This is a genomic window from Shewanella sp. NFH-SH190041, from assembly GCF_024363255.1.
Classification (GTDB): Bacteria; Pseudomonadota; Gammaproteobacteria; order Enterobacterales; family Shewanellaceae; genus Shewanella.
The window spans coordinates 2,401,256-2,420,531 of record NZ_AP026070.1 but is presented as its reverse complement, the minus strand read 5'-3'; the positions used below and the strand labels follow the sequence as shown (position 1 = coordinate 2,420,531).

Genomic DNA, 19,276 nt, shown 5'->3' with positions numbered 1-19,276 from the left:
ATTTTGATAAGACGTGCGTGTTATCAGTTGACTTAATATTTTAAATGTTAAATTTTCAAGAGTATTTTATTAAGCTGTTTTGGTGGCGATATTTAAACGGAGCAGTGCTATTTATCTTCGTTTAATTCCATCAAAAATTGACGTTTATCTTTCTGAGTCGCACTACGCATCAGTTTTGCCAATTTGAGCGCATGGCTAAAACGGTGTCGACCGAGGATATTGATCAACGCGGTTAGAAAATGCTGATCCAATCCTAAGCTATTGCCATAGTGATGGATGGCTTGATTCAGGCTGTTAAAATTGATGCCATTGATTTGTAACTGTTGGCTGCTAGTTGGCTCATCAATGTCAATACCCTCAAGTGTTAGGGGCCAAGGACGAAAATTGATGCGTGATTTGGCAATCAGATACATTTTCCAGCCACTTTCTCTGAAACCGGACAAAATCTTACAGGAAAACTCAGACTCAGCCAGTTCTGTTTCTGTCCAATTATCACCAATGGCAAGATGGGTTTGGTAACGTTTAAGTAGCGCGTCTTTGACTGTTTGATGGCAGTCCCAAATAGAGCTAAGTGGCGCTTTGCGGGCAAACAGATGACATTCGTGACAGGCCGGTACACTCAGCGGTGGATGAGGCGTGTGACGGGTGGCATAAAAAGCGAAAACGTCATTACAGGGCTCACCGCAGAACCAGCAGTGATGACGAAGATCAAAAGGAATATCTATCAGAGTGGGTGTGGTCATAGCCTAATAAAACAGGCAGTGAGACTGCCTGTTGGTGATATTGATATTTGCTGTAATACGGTATTACTGCTCGTCTTCTTCGATATCAGCTAGCTCTTTTGCCAGCATAACAGGATCCATTTCTAGACAGATTTCATCACCAGTCCAGTCGATACCGACTAATACGCCGTCATCATTGAAATCAGAAACCCAATATTCAAGAAACTCACCGAGTGTAATTGGCATTGCCTGATAGCTAGCCCATTCATCGGTACAGTGGGCAGAGGCTAGGGCTTCTGTAGACCACAGTGGCATCACATCGGTATTTTCATATTCTGCTGAATCACAGACTACCCAGCCTTCGCCAGTCTCATCCTGTAATCCCCAGACAGTTTGTCCAGCTTTGACATTTTCAATAAAGGCAGCCAGTGCCGGCGCTAATTCAGACATAATTGTCCCCATTGGTGGTTAACGGCGGCATTATAGCGCGTCTGGATAAGGTCTGGTCAATGTAATCTCTTACCCATTTGCCGCCAGTTTTACCGGTGATGTTTCTTAGCAAAAATAGCGCTGATGATAAAATGGGCATTTATGAATTAAATGATATAAAAAACAGCAGATTCTGATGAAATTATTGCTGGAATGGATTGTGATTCCGTTAACTATGGGTCAGGATGATGCTAAGTATTATGCTGATGTCAGCGTTGCTTGTGACAGATTAACGAATGGAGTGAGGCAATTGAAAAAGCTGTATTCACTGTTAACTCTGGTGGTGGCGGCCGGGACAGCCCAGGCTCAGGTACAGAGCCCACCGCTGGATAATCAATCTTTTAAACAGTGTCTGGTGAAGTTGCAGCAAACGGCCAGACAACAGGGCATTTCAGAACAGATAGTGACGCAAACATTAGGGCATTTGTCTTTGGTGCCTCGGGTGATTGAATTAGACAGACGTCAACCAGAATTTACCCAAACATTTGCTGATTATTTTAATAAACGGGTGACAGATTGGCGGGTGCAACAAGGGCGTAAATTGTTGCAGGAGTACCGGCCGTTCCTCACCGAGTTGACGCACCAATATGGTGTGCCTGCTCAGTATTTAGTGGCTTTTTGGGGCATGGAAACCAATTTTGGTCGCTACAAAGGTAAGATGCCGATTTTAGATTCCTTGGCTACCTTAGCTTGTGATCACCGCCGCAGCGAATATTTTACTGGTGAACTGATGCAAGCGTTGAAATTGAAACAGAAATATCGTTTCAGTGACAGCAAAATGGTCGGATCATGGGCCGGAGCGATGGGACATACACAGTTTATGCCGTCTGCCTATGCTAATTATGCCGTTGATGGTGATGGTGATGGCCAACCAGATCTGTGGAGCAGTACTCAAGATGCACTGGCCAGTGCAGCGCATTTTCTGCAGCAGCTTGGTTGGAAACGTGATGAACGTTGGGGGCGAGAGGTGACCTTGCCCGCAGATTTTGATTATGGGTTACTCGGCAAAGACAATGTTCGTCCGCTGTCGCAATGGGCAAAATTAGGTGTGCAGCAGGTTAATGGTAAGGCGTTACCGGCATTAGATATGCCTGCCGTATTGTATTTACCTGCAGGGTATAAAGGGCCTGCGTTTATCGCATATGGTAATTTTGATGTAATGATGCGCTGGAATCGCTCAGTGTTTTATGCGCTAGCCGTGGGGCATCTAGCAGATAGAATCGCCGGTGCGGGGCATTTACTGACGCCTCCACCACAGCAGCAGAGTTTGAGTCGTGAACAGGTAAAAGAGCTACAGAATAAACTCAATGCCTTAGGCTTGGATGTTGGCAAAGCTGATGGGATTATCGGCCCAAAATTTATTAAAGGGCTGCAGGTTTTTCAGCAGCAGCATAACTTAGTGGCCGATGGTTTCCCTCGGGCAGACGTTATCCAGCTGTTAACCTCTGCAACATCGGAATAGGCGTTAATAACAGCTCTTATTTCCACAAATGAAAAGCCGGTCCGTTTCCACAGCCCGGCTTTTGACATTAATGAATCGAATAACATTGTATGGTAATTACATTCTCCCGGGGAAAATTGATCGTCTCCCCATTTGAAGTGCAGATCAGATTACAGGATGGCCAAGCGGTATTACGCGCCATGGTTGAAGATATCCAAGTACGCCGAGATGTGTTGGTATTAAGTGCTGATGCAGGGGCAGTGCAGTGGAGCTTGACACTGGATAATGAAACGCAGATTGACTCGTTAGTGGCAATCGTAGGTGAGCAGGTTCTAAGCTAAATGCTAGCGTGATTTGAGTATATTGGGTAAGGCAATTCTGCTGTCAGACTTGCCTTTTATCGGTATATTTATTGTCTTTTTATCTGGTCGATAGCCATAGTTTTCTACTGTTATAAGTTGAAAAATTGACAGGTTAGAATAACAGGTATACATGATTTATTTAAATATATAATACCTGCGCTAGTACATTAAAAATAAAACGTTAAGATTATTTAAATATGGCATTTTAAATTAAAGCTTAGGCTTATTGTCAGTGGTTTAGAACAACACTGTAACCGTGTAGGCCATGAAAGAGTTAGAGTATCTTATTTAATATATTATTATATAACCATAAGCTTAATATTTTATGGGCTGAGTGACTGTCGTCAAAGTTTAGTAAATTTATTCCAGGACAATACTTCTTTTTGTATATGATGCTTTTGCCCTTGTTATCTGATGTTTTTAGCATTTTTAACTATTTAATGGCTGAGTTAGATAACGATTGATAAAAGTATTACAAAAAAGGAGTGGTGTATGAATGCCAAGTTAATCAAAAGTATGTTGGCATCTGCTGTGATGTTGGCATTAGCTGGCTGTAACAGTGGTGATGATGAAACGAATCCACAATTGTGTTCAGATGGTACAACAAATTGTACTAAATTCACTGTATTACATACGAATGATAACCATGGTCGCTTTTGGCACAATAGTAAAGGCGAATATGGTATGGCCGCTCGGCAGACGCTGATTGAGCGTATTCGAGATGATGTCGAACGCCATGGTGGTAAGGCAATTTTATTATCTGGTGGTGATATTAATACCGGTGTGCCTGAATCGGATATGCAAGATGCTATACCTGATTTTGTTGGTATGAATATGTTGGGTTATGCTGCAATGGCTGTGGGTAATCATGAATTTGATAATCCATTAGCAATTTTAGACATGCAAGCGAAATTAGCTCAGTTTCCTATGTTGGCTGCTAATATTTATAAAAAGGATCTAAATGGTCAACCGACTAAAGAACGCTATTTTGAACCGTATCGGATATTTGATGTAAATGGATTGCGTATAGCGATTATCGGTTTTACAACTATTGATACTCCTAAAATTGTTAGTCCTGATAATGTTGCCCAATTACTTTTTACTGATCCTAAATCTGAAATTGGTAATGTATTGAATGAAATTAACCAATTGCCAGAGAAACCTGACATGGTATTTGCCTTAACTCATATGGGGCATTATGCCAATGCTAAACATGGTACTGAAGCGCCCGGAGATGTCACATTAGCGCGCTCTTTGGAAAAAGGACAGTTACAAGCAATCATTGGTGGGCATTCTCAAAATCCGGTGTGTATGGAGCCGGGTAATACTAATGAGTATGCGGACTTTAAACCTGGTGATAATTGTACTCCTGATATTCAGAATGGTACTTTTATTATGCAAGCTCACGAATGGGGAAAATATGTTGGTCGGGCTGACTTTGAATATAAAGATGGTCAGCTAAAGTTGATTAATTATGCCTTGATCCCAGTTAATCTGAAAAAGAAAGATGCTGATGGTAATTTAGTATTTGTTACTGAGGAGATTGAACAAGATCCTGTGGTTATTGATACACTGCAACCCTATCAAAATCGTGGTCAGGAATTATTAGATGTTGAAATTTCACATAGTGATGGCAAGTTGGAAGGCGATCGTGATGTGGTTCGCAGTCAACAAACTAATCTTGGGCAATTATTAACTAAGGCTTATGGTGGATGGGTAAGTCATGAGTTCAAGGTGACATCTGATTTCGCTGTAATGAATTCAGGGGGAGTACGAGATTCTATTTATCCCGGTGTTATCAGTTATCGTGATGTATTAAAAGTTCAACCTTTTGGCAATTCTGTCGCATACGTCACTATGACCGGACAAGAAGTTCAGGATTATTTAGCTCAGGTTGCGGTCAAAACCGGTGGTGGAATGCCCCAATTGTATCCTATCGAAATGGCAGTACATTGTGATGCGAAAGAGATTGATCCTGCAGCAACCAGTGCTGATATCGTTGATATTTCTACCTTAGGTGGGCGGGAATTTAACTTAGAAGATAATTATACGTTTACCCTGATTAACTTTAGTGCGAAAGGGGGAGATAACTATCCTGATATCTCTAAGCATACTAATTACACTGATACGCAAATCAGTGATGCTGCAGTATTGCGGAAGTTTTTTGAACAGCATCCTCATATTCGTGTGGCTGATTTTTCTCCAAATAATGGTTTGCATCCTAAGTTTTATCGTGGGGCAAGTGAGGTTAAGAGTTGTGCTCAACCTAAGTAATACCGCTGTCTAAATAGAACCATTACATTGGCTAAAAAGCAGTTTACGCTGCTTTTTGGTCAAAACTTTGTTGGTTCAACCTTGAAAAAAAAGTATTTAGCCATATATCTGGAAATAAGCAGAGATAATGCTTTTAACACTGTGCCTTCGGGGCAGTGAATTTATCGGGTGCGACGCTAGTTGGCCCAACAAACATATTGCTTATGAGGATATGATAATGCGTAATTACGATTTTTCTCCCCTGTTTCGCAGTGCTATTGGCTTTGATCATTTAGCTCGACTGGCTGAGCATGCTGCATCAAATAGCAGTAATGCCGGTTATCCACCGTATAATATTGAGCTACTTGGTGAAAACCGTTACCGGATCACGATGGCTGTAGCGGGTTTTTCCATGGATGAACTGGATATCACCTCCGAAGGAGATAAGCTGCTGGTGAAAGGTAATCGCAAACCGGCAGATAGTCAGCGTCAATATTTGCATCAGGGTATTGCTGAGCGTGGTTTTGAGCGGACATTTCAGTTAGCTGACTATGTGATGGTGACCAGTGCAAACTTGGAAAACGGGCTGCTGAATATTGAGTTGGTGCGGGAAATCCCTGAAGCGATGAAAGCCCGTAAAATTACCATTTCATCATCCCCAATGCTGGAAAATGAAACCGGCGAATAACCATGCTGATTGGTTAATTTTCTTGCCTAGGTAAAATAGCGAGAAAACCAATATAGAAACAGGGAGCCTAATGGCTCCCTTTGTTGTGATTAATTTTCACTATCAGTTTGCTCGAATCGCTCGCTCACCACGGGATAGCCCTACCACGCCGGAGCGGGATATTTCCACCACTTTGGTAATACTGGCTAAGGTTGTGACCAAAGCATCCAGTTTCTCTGACGTACCTGTCACTTGCACGGTATACAGATTGGCGGTGACATCGACAATTTGTCCCCGGAAAATATCTGCGGTGCGTTTGATTTCATCCCGGTAGCCTTGGGGGGCTTTCACTTTGATCAGCGCTAACTCCCGCTCAATGTGGGTATTGTCACTGATACTTGCGACTTTCAGGACATCAATGAGCTTATGTAGTTGCTTTTCAATCTGCTCCAGTTTCATGGCATCAGTTTCTAAGGTAATGGTTAACCTCGATAGGGTTGCATCATCGGTGGGCGCAACACATAGGGTAGCAATATTGTAACCACGTTGGGAAAACAGGCCGACCACGCGGGACAAGGCTCCGGGCTGGTTTTCTAATAACACACTGATTATCCGTCTCATCAGCTTCGCTCCGTTTTATTCAGCCACATATCACACATTGCCCCACCGCGGATTTGCATCGGGTGGACATGCTCGGTTTCATCAACATTGATATCGACAAACACCAGTTTATCTGTCAATGCCAGCGCTTCACTGAGTTTGCTTTCCAGTTCATCTGGGGTGTTAATGCGGATACCAACATGGCCATAGGCTTCGGCGATTTTGGCAAAATCTGGTACAGAATCCATATAGGAATGGGAATGACGGCCAGCATAGATCATATCCTGCCACTGTTTGACCATACCGAGAAAACGGTTGTTAAGATTGATGATTTTCACGGGCAAATCATATTGTAATGCAGTCGATAGCTCCTGAATATTCATCTGGATTGAGCCATCGCCAGTCACGCAAAGTACTGTTTCTTCTGGCATCGCCAGTTTGACACCCATGGCGGCGGGTAAGCCAAAGCCCATGGTGCCCAGTCCACCAGAGTTGATCCAGCGTCTGGGGCGGTCAAAGGGGTAATACAAGGCGGCAAACATCTGGTGCTGTCCTACATCCGAGCAGAGAATGGCATCCCCTTTGGTCAGGTGATAGAGCGTTTCAATCACTTGCTGGGGTTTGATCCTATCGCTATTTCTGTCATATCCCAGGGAGTCACGTTGACGCCACTGCTCAATTTGATCCCACCAAGGCGTGAGTGTAGCGTTATCTCGCGTATCGCTGGATTCATCCAATAGGGTTAGCATATCGCTTAGTACATTTTCTGCTGAGCCAACAATAGGAATATCCGCTGCGATGGTCTTAGAGATGGAGGCCGGGTCGATATCGATATGTAAAATGGTCGCGTCTGGGCAGTATTTTTCAATATTGTTGGTGGTGCGGTCATCAAAACGCACCCCAATGCCGAAAATTAAATCACTGTGGTGCATGGCCATATTGGCTTCATAACAGCCATGCATTCCCAGCATACCAATACAGTGAGGGTGATCGCCGGGAAATGCTCCCAGTCCCATCAGAGTATTGACTACTGGGAGTTTAAGCCGTTGGGAGAGGGCAAATAATTGCGCTGAGCAGCCCGACATAATCGCGCCTCCACCGACATAGAGCACGGGTTGTTTAGCTGCCAGCAGGGCTGCCAGTCCGCGACGGACTTGTCCTTTATGTCCCTGCAATGTGGGGTTATAGCTACGCAAGCTCATGCTATCAGGGTAATGGTAATCGTAAACTTGTTGTGGGTTCAGACAGTCTTTCGGCAGATCTATGACAACCGGCCCGGGTCGCCCGCTGGCCGCAATATAAAAGGCTTTTTTCATGGTAGCGGGAATATCCCGGGCATCGGTGATCAAAAAACTGTGTTTGACCACGGGGCGGGAGATGCCAATCATATCGCATTCCTGAAATGCGTCATTACCAATCAGGGCTGAAGGAACCTGACCTGAGAGCACCACCAAAGGTATCGAATCCATATACGCGGTTGCAATACCGGTAATGGCATTCGTGGCACCTGGGCCAGATGTGACCAGCACCACCCCGACATCGCCTGTTGCCCTCGCATAGCCATCGGCCATATGAACTGCGGCTTGCTCGTGGCGAACCAGAATATGGTCAATACCAGGGGTTTCATGTAGGGCATCATAGATATCGAGAACTGAACCACCGGGGTAGCCAAAAATATGCTTTACCCCCTGATCGATCAGCGAACGGACAATCATGCCCGCACCAGAAAGCTGGGTCATAGGTCACTCCTTGTGTTACTGCGTAGGTTTGCAGTTTGGATTACGGCGTTGGTAGCGCCATAGTTGCCCGAGAATGGGTTCATTTTCGGACATGCCACGCTGTCTGAATATTCACTGGGCTGACAGAGGCCGGATAATCAGTGAACAAAAATTCATCATACGGGTGATTGATTATTTTTCAAGCGATAATCATTGGTTTTTGCCTGATTAAATGGCGCAGTCGAGCACTTGAACCTGGTTATCTTATGGAAAATGGCAGGGTTAGTTGCCAGCAGTCAGCAACAATGCGAACGCAATTTTACCTTTGTGCCTGTTGGGCTATTGAGTCTGCTGTTTGGCTCAGTTACAAAAGTACCGATGAGATGTCAGATTAATATGCTGTTTTGATACGGGAAATATTATGGAACGCAAACTTCTGCTGACGGAATGTCCTGATGCTACCGGCCTTATTGCCAAAATTACCAATGTCTGTTTTAACCAACAGCTCAATATCATCAGTAACCGCGAATTTGTCGATCACAGCAGTGGCCGGTTTTATATGCGCACTGAGCTAGAGGGCGTATTTAATGATGCGCAGTTGCTTGCTGCATTGGATACGGTATTGCCAAAAGCGAGTTGCCGAGAGCTCGTAGGTAGTCGGCGGAAGAAAATGGTGGTGTTGGTCACCAAAGAGGCGCACTGCCTGGGTGATTTATTAATGAAAACCTATGATGGCTCGCTGGATATTGAAATTGCGGCGGTCATTGGGAATTATCCGGATCTTGCGCCGCTGACTGAAAAATTTGCCGTGCCATTTCATTGGGTAAGCCACGAAGGGATGAGCCGGGAAGCGCATGAGGCGTTGATTTTGGCTCAGGCCGCAGTATATCAACCCAATTATCTGGTGCTGGCTAAATTTATGCGCATCTTAACCCCAGCATTTATACAGACCTATCCGCACCGTATTATCAATATTCATCACAGTTTCTTGCCTGCTTTTATTGGCGCTAATCCGTATCGCCAAGCATTTGAACGTGGTGTGAAAATCATTGGTGCGACGGCGCACTTTGTGACAGATAATTTGGATGAAGGGCCGATCATTAAACAGCAGGTGATCCCGGTGGATCATAATTTTACTGCGGCAGATATGGCAAAAGCGGGGCGGGATGTAGAAAAATTGGTGTTGTCCAAAGCCTTGGGGCTGGTGGCAGAAGACAGAATTTTCGTCTCTGGTAACCGTACTGTGATCCTCTGATTTCGCTCCCGGTGGCATGTGTGCTACTCTGCGCCTGCATTTTATGAGTTTCGCTGTTATCAGGAGAACCAATGGATTTCAGCCGTATTAATCAGGCGACTGCCCAGTCTTTTAATGAGCAGAAAAATCTTATCAAACGGATTGGCAAAGGCCATGCCGTTCACTGTCAGCAATGTGGTCAGTTACTGCAGTTGCGGGTACCGGGGAAAGACGCATCGGCTGACAGTCAGCGTTATGGCATATTCTGCCCTAAAAAGTGCACGGATATTGAATTGGAGTTTGAGGCTTAATTTGGACTTGATGTATTAACGCCATTTATGTCTTACTCGGTTTCGCTTTTGATTTTACTGTGTCCCGGCTAAGCGTCGGGGCCGGTAATCCCAAGCTGATTTATTGCGCTGAAAACCTCTCCCCCATAAACTTCTCCCCCATGTAGCAAGCCAATCTCCTCCCATATCTCTGATATGGCATAGTGTGTATCAACCGTCTGTTTTGTTAGTGGTGACGAAAGTCATTTATGCTGACTGCTTTGCTTCGTCTTTGTGTAGAGCATCATAGCGATGATGTATTGCTGTCCCTATTGCGTCTGGAGTGTTAATGCTTTTTTGATAGGGCGCAATACTTGCTATTTTGCAGCCAATTAAGCAATAGGATCATTGTCAGTGCAGCAGTAATCAGTAGTGCAAATGGCAACGCGGAGGGAAGAGCAAATAGCGCCAGTAAGGGGCCTGCCAGTGCGCCACAGCTCCATTTCAGTGTGCCGATAACTGCGCTGGCTGTGCCAGTTTCATTGGAAAATTGCATGATAATCAATGCATCTGCATTGACCGAACAAACTCCCAAGGCTCCCATCAGTAGCATAATGATCCCCATCTGCAACCAGTTAGGTGCGGTGAATATAATGCCAAGCAATAAAATCGTTGCCAGTATCCAAGCGAGATAGGCGGCAAGGGTTAACAAACGGGCAGATCCCAATTGACCAACCCAGCGAGCATTTCCCCAATTTGCCAACATAATGGCGGCAACGTTGGCAGCGAACAGCAGGGAAAATTCTGTACTACTGAGCTGAAAAACCGTCATATAGACCATAGGCGCAGCAGTAAGATAACTGAAAAATGCTAGGGTCTGTTGACGTTTCGTGATTAAATTTTGTTCGAGATAAAAGCGTTTTAATCGCGGCGAGTGGTTTGTCGCCTAGTTATTCTAAGCAAGAACCGCTCAACAAAGAGTAAAACGCTTTTAGCCGAACCCTGCGGGCAGCGTTTGAGGCTCCTTTCTACTGCGTTATCGGCTTATCAGGTAGCGCAACTACCTATCAAAACCGCTGCCTTGTATAAAGCACCCTCAAATCGCTGCAAAAACAAACTTGAAAGGTCAACAGACCCTAGTGACAGTACCATGCTGATACCAATGCGAGGTCTGATCCCGGGATGGTGCCATACCCGATAATAGCGTTGGCGTAGATCCGCCCAGAAGCCAAGCGTTAGGGTTGGCATGAGAGGAGTATCGGGTGGTAAGCGGAGAATCAGTATGCATCCTAGTAATAATGCGGCATAACCGCTCAGCAGGATAAAAATGGTCTGCCAAGTATAAAGTGCCAGTATCACACTGCCTAATCCCGGCGCTAATAGCGGTGCCAGCATCATAATCATCATGACATAGGACATCCCCTTGGCGGTGTTGGCACCATAAAGTTGGCGAATATAGCCAGGCACTACCACGGTGACAGCCGCCCCAGCAATGGCTTGCAATAAGCGGCAAAGCAAAAATTGTGGCAGGGATGTGGTAATACTGAGTAAGAGACCTGCCAACATAAACCCAAGTAATCCACCTAATAGCAAGGGTTTGCGGCCATACCGGTCAGCCAGTGGTCCAAAAAATAACATGCCCAAAGCATAACCCGCCAAGTACAGACTCATAGATTGCTGTACCAGAACCATATCTGTGGCAAATGCGGCGGCGATGGTGGTCATGGCTGGCAGATACATATCGATGGCCATGGGGCTGATGGCAATGATTGCTGCCAACAGGGGCAAGAGGTGAGCGAGGGGACTGTGGTTTGGCTGTGAGGGCGGTGGCGTTTGCGCGTGACTCATGGCGTACGCCGTATTGATTGTGTATCAGCTTGCTTGTCGTCATTGTGTGCCGAGCTCTCGGTGGGATCGGTTTGGCTGACAGTTGAATGGTGTGCGCTATTCAGTGTGTCCATTGTTTCATCGGGGGCGGGTTGCGACTTGGTCTTAAGTTCTGGTTTACTCGCAGGTTGCTGCGTGGTCTGCGATATTGGGTTGATATTCGCTTTTGCATCGAGATTTACGTGGGGAAAAATAGGATCGACCTGATCAGCTTGATACTGGGAAAATTTATCCATGCAGCGGTGAAACAACGGATGTTGCAGCAGGCTATCGAGCCAGCGTTGCAGGCGCTTATCTTGATGAGTTTGCCACCAAATTTTGTCCACTGCCGCATATTGGCGGACAAAGGGCATAATGCTCCAGTCGCGCAGATCCGGCTGCTTGCCACCTAAATATACTATTGTGTGCTGCGGTAAATTAAGGTGCGTGTTTATTTCATCTAAGCATTGGCTGAGATGATTGAGAAACATTTGCCCCGCTTGTCTTGCCTGTTTGATAATGTCTGTTTCTGTTCTCTGTGCTTGTGTTTCCTGTACCTGCGCGGTTGTTATAAAGCGATTACTGTATTTATAACGGTCAAGTTGGGGTTTAAATTCACGGTCACAGCGGCTACCCCAGTATTGCACATCGCTGCATAGCACTGAATGCTCTGTTGTGGACAGATGGAAATATGGTGCGTTAGCTATGGCCCAGAGGACAATATCAAGACTTTCGTCAATCACCTTGTCATCTGGTAATTGTAATACCGGGACTGTGCCTTTAGGCGAGATAGTTAGCAGTTGCTGAGGTTTGTGCTTTAGGCTGATTTCACGTAGCCGAACAGGAAGATGGCAGTACAGTAGTGCCAATCTTGCTCGCATGGCAAAGGGACAACGGCGAAAACTGTAGAGTCGCGGCAGTGTGGCATAAAGCATGGTATCAGTCATGGTTGCAGAATTGTCCTCCTATTACTGTCCTAGTGTTACTGGATAACAAGTTGATTTTATAACCTGTTTATCCATAAAGATAAAGTCATCTACATTTCACTTTATCCCGGTGCCAGTATGACCGGGCATTGGCGTAAGCTTGCTGACCATTTGACGAATAGGTGACAGATAAAAGCATTCGCCGGCGGTTTTGCCTATGGGGTTTTTATGATAACGTGGCCGACTTTTTTATTGGTTGAAGAGTTGCGAAAAAGCATGTTTGTTGGATTTGATTACGGCAGTGCCAATTGTGCCATCGGGATTATGGATGACGGACAGGTCAGTCTGCTGCCTTTAGCTGGCAACAGCCGCTATCTCAGCTCGACCCTGTATGCCTATGACCGAGAGTTGATTGCTGAGGCGGTATATCAGCGTTTAAGTGCGGATAAGCAGGAAGATTATGCCAGATCGCGCCAAGGCCAATTGAGCCGGGCCAAAACGGTACGCCGAGAGTTGGATTTACTGCCTGATGATGAAGTGGTGTTTTTCGGTGAGGCAGCATTTAATGCTTATCTGGATATGCCAGAAGAGGGCTTTTATGTCCGCTCGCCTAAATCCTTTCTTGGCGCAAGCGGTTTACGTCAGGATCAAATCGCTCTGTTTGAAGATATCGTCACCTTGATGATGTTACATATTAAAACCACTGCAGAAGCTATTTTGGCTGCAGAAGGTAAGCCTGCTTGTTTGACCCAAGCTGTGATTGGTCGGCCGGTGAACTTTCAGGGGATTGGCGGTGAGCAAGCCAATATTCAGGCAGAAGCTATTTTGACTGTGGCCGCTACCCGAGCCGGTTTTAAGCAGGTTGCGTATTTGTTCGAACCTTTGGCCGCAGGGATGGATTTCGAAGCTCAGCTTAACAGTAATAAAACTGTGCTGGTGGTGGATGTTGGCGGCGGTACCACGGATTGCTCTGTGGTACGAATGGGGCCGGAGCATATGGCGCAAGCCGATCGCAGCGCTGATTTTCTTGGGCACAGTGGTCAGCGGATCGGCGGTAACGATCTGGATATTAATCTGGCCATGTATGCACTGATGCCTCTGATGGGGCTGGGCAGTACTTTGGTGACAGGCAAACCTATGCCGAGCAAAGTCTTTTGGAATGCGGTTGCGGTGAATGATATTGCGGCTCAACGCGACTTTGCTTCAGTCGCCTGTAAAAAATTGATTGATGATCTGATTAAAGATGCGGCTGAAAAAGAGAAACTGCGCCATCTGTTGCGGGTGCAGCAGCATCAGCTCAGCTACCAGCTAGTCCGTAATGCTGAAGCGGCAAAAATTGCCTTGTCTGAACAGCTATCTACGGCTGTGGCATTGGATTATGTTGCCGCTGATTTGGGCACGGATATTAGCCGTAATGATTTTGTCAGTGCCATTGCTGAGCCATTGGGGCGAATTGAGCAGCTGATGCAGGCTGCGGTAACCAATGCAGGGGTGACCCCAGATATTGTTTATGTGACCGGTGGTACCGCTCGCAGCCCGGCAATTTATGACCGTATTGCCCACTGTTATCCAGACTGTGAGATTGTGGTAGGCGATCACTTCGGCTCGGTAACTGCGGGACTAACCCGTTGGGCTGCAAAGTTGTATGCATAAGATTGGTGGAACAAATATGAAATTATGGTTTCCGGTAATGTTTGCCGTGTTAATGCTTGCCGGCTGTGGTGACGATGTTGCGAAAGTGAGTCTGGGTTGGTTCAGCGGTAAAAATGTGGTGGTCGATGCGCGTCAAGACCCTTTGGTGTCGGGTGTCACTTGCTACATTAGTCGCGTTGATGAGGATTTATCCCTGTCCGATCCTTCTGATATGAGCATTGCTTGTCGTCAAACAGGCCCCATAACTCCAGCGCAACTTGACCGCATTGATAAAAGTAAACAAGGTGAAGTCGTATATTCCGAGTCGTTAAGTATTTTATTTAAAAGCTTAAAGGTGCGGCGGATTTACGATAAAACCCATCAGACATTACTGTATTTATCCTATTCTACCAAGGTGACGGAGGGGAGCCAGAAACATGCCCTGTCAGCCGTGCCGCTTTATGGTACGCAAGCCTGGCAAACGCCGATGCCATCAAAATCTTACATGCCTATGCACCTCGGTCAGTTTGGGCGTAATATAGAACCATAAATCGCTTCTTGTGGAGGGTTTTATGATGAACATGTCAGAAATGAGCTTTATAGATTGGCAACGTCAATTTCATTCAGAAAATGCCTGTCTTGATTACCTGAAAATGCAGCGATGGCCGGATGGATTTATCTGCCCTAAATGTGGTCATCGTCAAGCCTATCAAATCCATACCCGTGAGCTTTATGAATGCTGTCAGTGCCATAAGCAAACATCCGTGACATCTGACACGCTGTTTCACGGCACGCATATCCCGCTGTCTAAATGGTTTACGGCCATTTATTTTATAGGGTCAGACAAAGGCGGAATATCAGCATTACGGCTCAAAAAGCTCATTGAAGTTAACTGGCGAACGGCAAGGTTGATACTGAAAAAATTGCGTATCGCAATGGGGCACAGAGACAGACTGTATTGGTTATCTGGCAACATAGAATTGGATGATTGCTTGGTTGGCGGCAAACAAAAAGGTAAACGTGGTCGAGGCGCGGCAGGGAAAACACCGATAATTGTGGCCGTTGAAACCCAAGGTGAACGAGCCGGCTATATTGCCATGCAGGCTGTTAACCGTATCAGCCACCAAAGTGTCGAGCAATTTGTGCAAGCGCATATTCTCCCCAATCAATATGTTCGCTCAGATGGGCTACGTGCATTGACTATCATTGATAAAACCCAGCATCACGAAGCCAGAGTGACGCCGAAAGAATTGGTTGATGAGTGGCTCCCGTGGGTACATATCGCCATTAGCAACCTGAAAACATTTATTCAGGGCACATTCCACGGAATATCCAAAAAATATGTACAGGAATACCTCAATGAGTTCATTTATCGTTTTAATCGCAGAAGAATAGAAAAACAAATTCCTATGCGGCTGTTAAATATAGCTATTTTTCATTCACCTATGAACTCATGCTGAGCAAAGTGCATAGGCATGAAATCTTAAATACAAAAAACGCAACCATCAGGTTGCGTTTTTTGTTATGCGGTTAGCTTTACCGATTACAACAGCAGATGAGCAAGGGCAAATCCGAAACAGACCGATAAGCTAATGGCAAGTATTCCGGGGATCATAAATGGGTGGTTGAATACCGCTTTGCCAATACGGGTGGAGCCGGTATCGTCCATTTCCACCGCAGCTAACAGCGTGGGGTAGGTTGGTAAAACAAACAACGCAGATACTGCCGCAAAAGAGGCGATTGCCGTGATAGGGCTAACGCCGAGTGCCAACGCTGCTGGCATTAAGGCCTTAGTGGTTGCCGCTTGGGAATACAGCAGCATGGCGGCAAAAAATAGCACTAGCGCCAGCATCCAAGGGTAACTGTGCAGCAAGGTACTTGCGGTATGCTGGATAAGCTCAAGATTGGCCTCCACAAATGTGTCTCCTAGCCAAGCTACCCCCATCACACAGATACAGGCCGACATGCCGGAGCGGAATGTCGGAGCGGTAACAATCAGATCCGTTTGTATTTTACAGCTAACGGTGATGGTCAACGCTGCCGTTAGCATTAGGGCGATAATGGCTTGATCGCGGGATAATTGCGGTGCCGTGATGAATCCAACCGCTGGGGAGATGGCTGTGGCATACGCCATGATGAGAATGATCGCCACTAAGAAGATGAATACTGCGCGTTTCGCTCCGGGCTTGAGCGCCACCTGATTACTCGGTTGCAGGCTAATTTCACCCTTGGCCAGCCGCTGTTGATAGATGGGATCATCTTTTAGCTCACAGCCAAGAAAATTTGCCACCATGGCGGTTAAGATCACGGCGGATAAGGTTGAGCCAACACAAATAGCGATTAGTAGCGGGTAGCTTATGCCTTTGGGTTCCATTAACCCGGCAAAGAACACCATGGCTGCCGAGACAGGAGAGGCAGTAATGGCAATCTGGGATGCGATTACGGAAACGGACAACGGGCGAGATGGACGAATTTGTTGCTCTTTAGCGACTTGAGCAATGACCGGCAGGGTGGAAAAAGCAGTATGTCCGGTGCCCGCTAATAGCGTCATAAAATAGGTGATCAGTGGCGCCAGGAGGGTGATTTTATCTGGATGGCGGCGCAACAGGTTTTCCGCCAAGCTAACCAGATAATCCATCCCGCCGGCGATTTGCATGGCGGCGATGGCCGAAATGACTGACATGATAATCAAGATAACATCCCAAGGTATATTCCCCGGATGGATACCTAGTAGTGCGAGAGCCATCACGCCTAATCCGCCAGCAAAACCAATGGCAATACCGCCGATACGGGCACCAATAAAAATACTGAGCAGCACTATCGCCAACTCAAGAGACAACATCATGCACTTTCCCCCGGATACAACAACACTGAAACAGACTGGGCTGTATCAGTAAAATAAACATTAATTTTATCTGAAGTTGGTATTTATCTTGGTGGAAAATCACTGCAGGCTTCAAGTTTTGCGGCGTAGTGTGATATTGATCGTGTTTAGCCGGTGGCGATCCTTGTAGGTAACGCGGTTTACCAATGAAATTTAGGATTTATGAATGGCTCAATGGCATAGCAAGAAAGATGCAAAGTATGCATTATTGCTGGAATTGATGGTTTGGCGATATGTATAGGTGAGATTAATATAGATGCCGATTTGGCTCAAAAAAAGAGCATAAAAAAACCGCCTTGAGCATATAAGCTATTGGCGGCTTGTTATTCGGTGCAGGCTATTAGATTGAAGCCTGATGAGCATGGAATTGGGCAAATCCATGGCTAAGATCTGCAATGAGATCTTCAGGATCTTCAAGGCCAATATGTAATCTTAATAAAGGCTTACTCTTATCCCATTGGGTTGCTGTTCTGATTCTATCAATATTATTCACAGCTAAAATTAAACTTTCATATCCGCCCCAAGAAAACCCCATTTTAAAATGTTGCAATGAATCGAGCATGGCATTTATGGCAGTGCGGCTGCCATGTTTCAGTACCACAGAAAATAACCCATTACTGCCGTTAAAGTCCCGTTGGAAACATGCGTTGCCGGGACAGGTATCAAATGCCGGGTGTCGGATATGGTCTACTTCTGGGCGGGTGGCCAGCCATGCGGCCACTGTGGCCGCATTGTGTTGATGTTGTTTCAGTCGGACAGAGAGGGTACGCAAGCCCCGACTGGCCAGGTAGATATCATCTGGGCTGGTGCATTGCCCCAGCAGGTATGAATGCTGCTGTAATTGTCGCCAGTACGCAGCGGATGCTGTGGCGGTACCCAGCATCACATCCGAGTGTCCGGCAATGTATTTGGTGGCCGCATGGATGACAATATCAATTCCCATACTGAAAGGATCACACAGTAGTGGCGTTGCCCAGGTATTGTCCAACATAGTCATAATATTATGGGCCTTGGCTGCGCGGCACAGGGCTGGAACGTCCTGCACTTCCATGGTGATAGAGCCAGGTGATTCCATAAATATAACCCGGGTATTGGGGCGGATAAGACTGGTGATGTTTTCGCCAATGAGAGGGTCATAATAACTGGTATCGATACCAAACCCTTGTAATAACGTATCGCATAATTCTCGGGTTGGTTCATACACTGAATCCACCATTAAAAGGTGATCTCCTGCCCGCAGAAATGAGAGTAGTGCCCCGCTAATGGCGGCGGCGCCAGAGGGATACAGCGCAGTTCCCGCACCACCTTGTAATTCAGTGATGGCGGCTTGAAAGGCAAAGTGGGTACTGGTTCCACGTCGGCCATAAAATGGTGCGGCATCGGCTCTTTTAGTGCTGGCTTGCTGCATTTGTGCAACAGAATCAAAAATGATGGTCGATGCGCGCACGACGGGAGGATTAACGGCACTGCCGGTCCATTGTTTAGCCCTGCCGGCATTGATCACTTTTGTGGCTGATTTGTCCTGTTTACTGCTCATAGCGGTTGTCCCATTCCTTTTCTGACGGCAGGTCAACAGTTATAACAGCAACCATGCTTAATTGGTATCAGGCAATGATGGGCATAACCCGGTTACGTCCCAGTTTTTTAGCTTCATATAGCTGGGTATCAGCCTGTGCGATAAACAGGCTAAGGGATTCTGCCTGTTGGTGGCAACTGACACCAACAGAGGCGGAAATACCATCAATAATGCCGCCTTGTCTGCGGTCCTTAATGGTAATTTTTCAATTCCTCGCCGCATGGAGTCGGCTAAATGGCGAATTTGTGGCAAAGGCCGACTGGGGACCAGAATGGCAAACTCCTCCCCGTCATAACGGTAAACCCTAGCACCATCCCGGCAGTGTTCCCCCAGGCGTTTGGTGACGGCTTTGAGCACTTGATCCCCAAGTTGATGGCCGAAGCTGTCATTAAATTGTTTGAAGTGATCGATATCGGCCAGGATAAGTCCGCAGTCATTGACGTTGACTGAGGCTAAGTTTTGCAAATCCGCATCAAATGCCCTGCGGTTTAATATGCCTGTCAGTGCATCGTGTAGGGAGTCTTGCTCAGTTGCCGCTAAACACTGTTTCAGGAGCATGATTTCTTGTTCTGCACGCTCAAGTTGAGCACTAAAGTAGCGGGTGCTGCTGTGGATATTATCAGACTCATTAACAATG

At 46.2% G+C, this 19,276-nt stretch carries 19 protein-coding genes and 1 pseudogene; 9 read left to right on the top strand and 11 right to left on the bottom strand.

Annotation, left to right across the window (positions count from 1 at the left end; all coding sequences use genetic code 11):
* Window positions 1-107: 107 nt before the first annotated feature.
* Complete coding sequence (locus NFHSH190041_RS10790; protein WP_261921857.1) at window positions 108-743, bottom strand: hypothetical protein; 636 nt, start codon at window positions 741-743, stop codon at window positions 108-110.
* 63 nt (window positions 744-806) lie between these two features.
* The gene (locus NFHSH190041_RS10785; protein WP_261921856.1) at window positions 807-1,172 is read right to left on the bottom strand and encodes a DUF2750 domain-containing protein; all 366 of its coding nucleotides are present in this window, start codon (window positions 1,170-1,172) and stop codon (window positions 807-809) included.
* Between the two features lie 175 nt (window positions 1,173-1,347).
* Here NFHSH190041_RS10785 and NFHSH190041_RS10780 point away from each other — a divergent pair, with 175 nt between their 5' ends.
* The 4 genes from NFHSH190041_RS10780 (at window position 1,348) to NFHSH190041_RS10765 (ending at window position 5,955) form a co-directional block, all read left to right on the top strand.
* Window positions 1,348-2,673 (top strand): lytic murein transglycosylase, encoded by a 1,326-nt coding sequence (locus NFHSH190041_RS10780; RefSeq protein ID WP_261921855.1) that lies wholly within the window; start codon window positions 1,348-1,350, stop codon window positions 2,671-2,673.
* Between the two features lie 89 nt (window positions 2,674-2,762).
* The gene (locus NFHSH190041_RS10775) at window positions 2,763-2,993 is read left to right on the top strand and encodes a DUF3389 domain-containing protein (RefSeq protein ID WP_261921854.1); all 231 of its coding nucleotides are present in this window, start codon (window positions 2,763-2,765) and stop codon (window positions 2,991-2,993) included.
* A gap of 513 nt (window positions 2,994-3,506) precedes the next feature.
* On the top strand, window positions 3,507-5,288 hold the full coding sequence (gene ushA / locus NFHSH190041_RS10770; RefSeq protein WP_261921853.1) for a bifunctional UDP-sugar hydrolase/5'-nucleotidase UshA: 1,782 nt from the start codon (window positions 3,507-3,509) through the stop codon (window positions 5,286-5,288).
* 217 nt (window positions 5,289-5,505) lie between these two features.
* A complete protein-coding gene (locus tag NFHSH190041_RS10765) occupies window positions 5,506-5,955 on the top strand; it encodes an Hsp20 family protein (RefSeq protein WP_261921852.1) in 450 nt (149 codons plus the stop codon).
* 102 nt (window positions 5,956-6,057) lie between these two features.
* Here NFHSH190041_RS10765 and ilvN read toward each other — a convergent pair whose 3' ends face one another.
* Both ilvN and NFHSH190041_RS10755 read right to left on the bottom strand, forming a co-directional pair.
* Window positions 6,058-6,555, bottom strand: a complete 498-nt coding sequence (gene ilvN / locus NFHSH190041_RS10760) for an acetolactate synthase small subunit (RefSeq protein WP_261921851.1) — start codon at window positions 6,553-6,555, stop codon at window positions 6,058-6,060.
* Window positions 6,555-8,273, bottom strand: a complete 1,719-nt coding sequence (locus tag NFHSH190041_RS10755; RefSeq protein ID WP_261921850.1) for an acetolactate synthase 3 large subunit — start codon at window positions 8,271-8,273, stop codon at window positions 6,555-6,557. The genes ilvN and NFHSH190041_RS10755 overlap by 1 nt, the downstream gene beginning before the upstream one ends.
* A 400-nt stretch (window positions 8,274-8,673) precedes the next feature.
* Here NFHSH190041_RS10755 and purU point away from each other — a divergent pair, with 400 nt between their 5' ends.
* Window positions 8,674-9,507: a formyltetrahydrofolate deformylase gene (gene purU, locus NFHSH190041_RS10750; protein ID WP_261921849.1), complete on the top strand. Its 834-nt coding sequence runs from the start codon at window positions 8,674-8,676 to the stop codon at window positions 9,505-9,507.
* A gap of 53 nt (window positions 9,508-9,560) precedes the next feature.
* The gene (locus tag NFHSH190041_RS10745) at window positions 9,561-9,797 is read left to right on the top strand and encodes a hypothetical protein (RefSeq protein ID WP_410010874.1); all 237 of its coding nucleotides are present in this window, start codon (window positions 9,561-9,563) and stop codon (window positions 9,795-9,797) included.
* Between the two features lie 304 nt (window positions 9,798-10,101).
* Here the strand turns inward: NFHSH190041_RS10745 and NFHSH190041_RS10740 are convergent, their stop codons facing one another.
* From NFHSH190041_RS10740 to NFHSH190041_RS10725, 3 genes are all read right to left on the bottom strand, one after another.
* Window positions 10,102-10,587: a hypothetical protein gene (locus NFHSH190041_RS10740; RefSeq protein WP_261921847.1), complete on the bottom strand. Its 486-nt coding sequence runs from the start codon at window positions 10,585-10,587 to the stop codon at window positions 10,102-10,104.
* A gap of 215 nt (window positions 10,588-10,802) precedes the next feature.
* Entirely contained in the window at window positions 10,803-11,603 is an 801-nt protein-coding gene (locus NFHSH190041_RS10730) for an MFS transporter (protein ID WP_261921846.1), read from the bottom strand.
* Window positions 11,600-12,568: a glutathione S-transferase N-terminal domain-containing protein gene (locus NFHSH190041_RS10725; RefSeq protein WP_261921845.1), complete on the bottom strand. Its 969-nt coding sequence runs from the start codon at window positions 12,566-12,568 to the stop codon at window positions 11,600-11,602. The genes NFHSH190041_RS10730 and NFHSH190041_RS10725 overlap by 4 nt, the downstream gene beginning before the upstream one ends.
* Before the next feature lie 255 nt (window positions 12,569-12,823).
* On the opposite strand from NFHSH190041_RS10725, the gene yegD reads away from it, so the two are divergent.
* Genes yegD through NFHSH190041_RS10710 form a run of 3 tightly spaced genes read left to right on the top strand, consistent with a single transcriptional unit; the run spans window position 12,824 to window position 15,639 of the window.
* Window positions 12,824-14,200, top strand: coding sequence for a molecular chaperone (gene yegD / locus NFHSH190041_RS10720; RefSeq protein ID WP_261925096.1), 1,377 nt, complete (start codon window positions 12,824-12,826; stop codon window positions 14,198-14,200).
* Window positions 14,193-14,729, top strand: coding sequence for a CreA family protein (locus NFHSH190041_RS10715; protein WP_261921844.1), 537 nt, complete (start codon window positions 14,193-14,195; stop codon window positions 14,727-14,729). Before yegD ends, NFHSH190041_RS10715 begins: the two co-directional genes overlap by 8 nt.
* A gap of 25 nt (window positions 14,730-14,754) precedes the next feature.
* Window positions 14,755-15,639, top strand: a complete 885-nt coding sequence (locus tag NFHSH190041_RS10710) for an IS1595 family transposase (protein WP_261925010.1) — start codon at window positions 14,755-14,757, stop codon at window positions 15,637-15,639.
* Between the two features lie 83 nt (window positions 15,640-15,722).
* On the opposite strand, the gene NFHSH190041_RS10705 is transcribed toward NFHSH190041_RS10710, so the two are convergent.
* From NFHSH190041_RS10705 to NFHSH190041_RS10690, 4 genes and pseudogenes are all read right to left on the bottom strand, one after another.
* Entirely contained in the window at window positions 15,723-17,021 is a 1,299-nt protein-coding gene (locus NFHSH190041_RS10705; protein ID WP_261925095.1) for an anaerobic C4-dicarboxylate transporter, read from the bottom strand.
* A gap of 382 nt (window positions 17,022-17,403) precedes the next feature.
* On the bottom strand, window positions 17,404-18,600 hold the full coding sequence (locus NFHSH190041_RS10700; protein ID WP_261921843.1) for a cystathionine beta-lyase: 1,197 nt from the start codon (window positions 18,598-18,600) through the stop codon (window positions 17,404-17,406).
* A gap of 67 nt (window positions 18,601-18,667) precedes the next feature.
* Window positions 18,668-18,799, bottom strand: a complete 132-nt coding sequence (locus tag NFHSH190041_RS10695; RefSeq protein ID WP_261925094.1) for a diguanylate cyclase domain-containing protein — start codon at window positions 18,797-18,799, stop codon at window positions 18,668-18,670.
* 71 nt (window positions 18,800-18,870) lie between these two features.
* A pseudogene (locus NFHSH190041_RS10690) lies at window positions 18,871-19,197 on the bottom strand (GGDEF domain-containing protein); the annotation flags it as partial.
* Window positions 19,198-19,276 lie beyond the last annotated feature (79 nt).

Bases quoted from the DNA above. Each gene is read 5' to 3' on its own strand.
- NFHSH190041_RS10765 (WP_261921852.1), top strand. From the start codon at position 5,506: ATGCGTAATTACGATTTTTCTCCCCTGTTTCGCAGTGCTATTGGCTTT.
- ushA (WP_261921853.1), top strand. From the start codon at position 3,507: ATGAATGCCAAGTTAATCAAAAGTATGTTGGCATCTGCTGTGATGTTG.
- NFHSH190041_RS10715 (WP_261921844.1), top strand. From the start codon at position 14,193: ATGCATAAGATTGGTGGAACAAATATGAAATTATGGTTTCCGGTAATG.
- NFHSH190041_RS10730 (WP_261921846.1), bottom strand. From the start codon at position 11,603: ATGAGTCACGCGCAAACGCCACCGCCCTCACAGCCAAACCACAGTCCC.
- NFHSH190041_RS10705 (WP_261925095.1), bottom strand. From the start codon at position 17,021: ATGTTGTCTCTTGAGTTGGCGATAGTGCTGCTCAGTATTTTTATTGGT.
- NFHSH190041_RS10710 (WP_261925010.1), top strand. From the start codon at position 14,755: ATGAACATGTCAGAAATGAGCTTTATAGATTGGCAACGTCAATTTCAT.
- NFHSH190041_RS10740 (WP_261921847.1), bottom strand. From the start codon at position 10,587: ATGACGGTTTTTCAGCTCAGTAGTACAGAATTTTCCCTGCTGTTCGCT.
- ilvN (WP_261921851.1), bottom strand. From the start codon at position 6,555: ATGAGACGGATAATCAGTGTGTTATTAGAAAACCAGCCCGGAGCCTTG.
- NFHSH190041_RS10780 (WP_261921855.1), top strand. From the start codon at position 1,348: ATGAAATTATTGCTGGAATGGATTGTGATTCCGTTAACTATGGGTCAG.
- NFHSH190041_RS10785 (WP_261921856.1), bottom strand. From the start codon at position 1,172: ATGTCTGAATTAGCGCCGGCACTGGCTGCCTTTATTGAAAATGTCAAA.
- NFHSH190041_RS10700 (WP_261921843.1), bottom strand. From the start codon at position 18,600: ATGAGCAGTAAACAGGACAAATCAGCCACAAAAGTGATCAATGCCGGC.
- purU (WP_261921849.1), top strand. From the start codon at position 8,674: ATGGAACGCAAACTTCTGCTGACGGAATGTCCTGATGCTACCGGCCTT.
- NFHSH190041_RS10725 (WP_261921845.1), bottom strand. From the start codon at position 12,568: ATGACTGATACCATGCTTTATGCCACACTGCCGCGACTCTACAGTTTT.
- yegD (WP_261925096.1), top strand. From the start codon at position 12,824: ATGTTTGTTGGATTTGATTACGGCAGTGCCAATTGTGCCATCGGGATT.
- NFHSH190041_RS10775 (WP_261921854.1), top strand. From the start codon at position 2,763: ATGGTAATTACATTCTCCCGGGGAAAATTGATCGTCTCCCCATTTGAA.
- NFHSH190041_RS10790 (WP_261921857.1), bottom strand. From the start codon at position 743: ATGACCACACCCACTCTGATAGATATTCCTTTTGATCTTCGTCATCAC.
- NFHSH190041_RS10755 (WP_261921850.1), bottom strand. From the start codon at position 8,273: ATGACCCAGCTTTCTGGTGCGGGCATGATTGTCCGTTCGCTGATCGAT.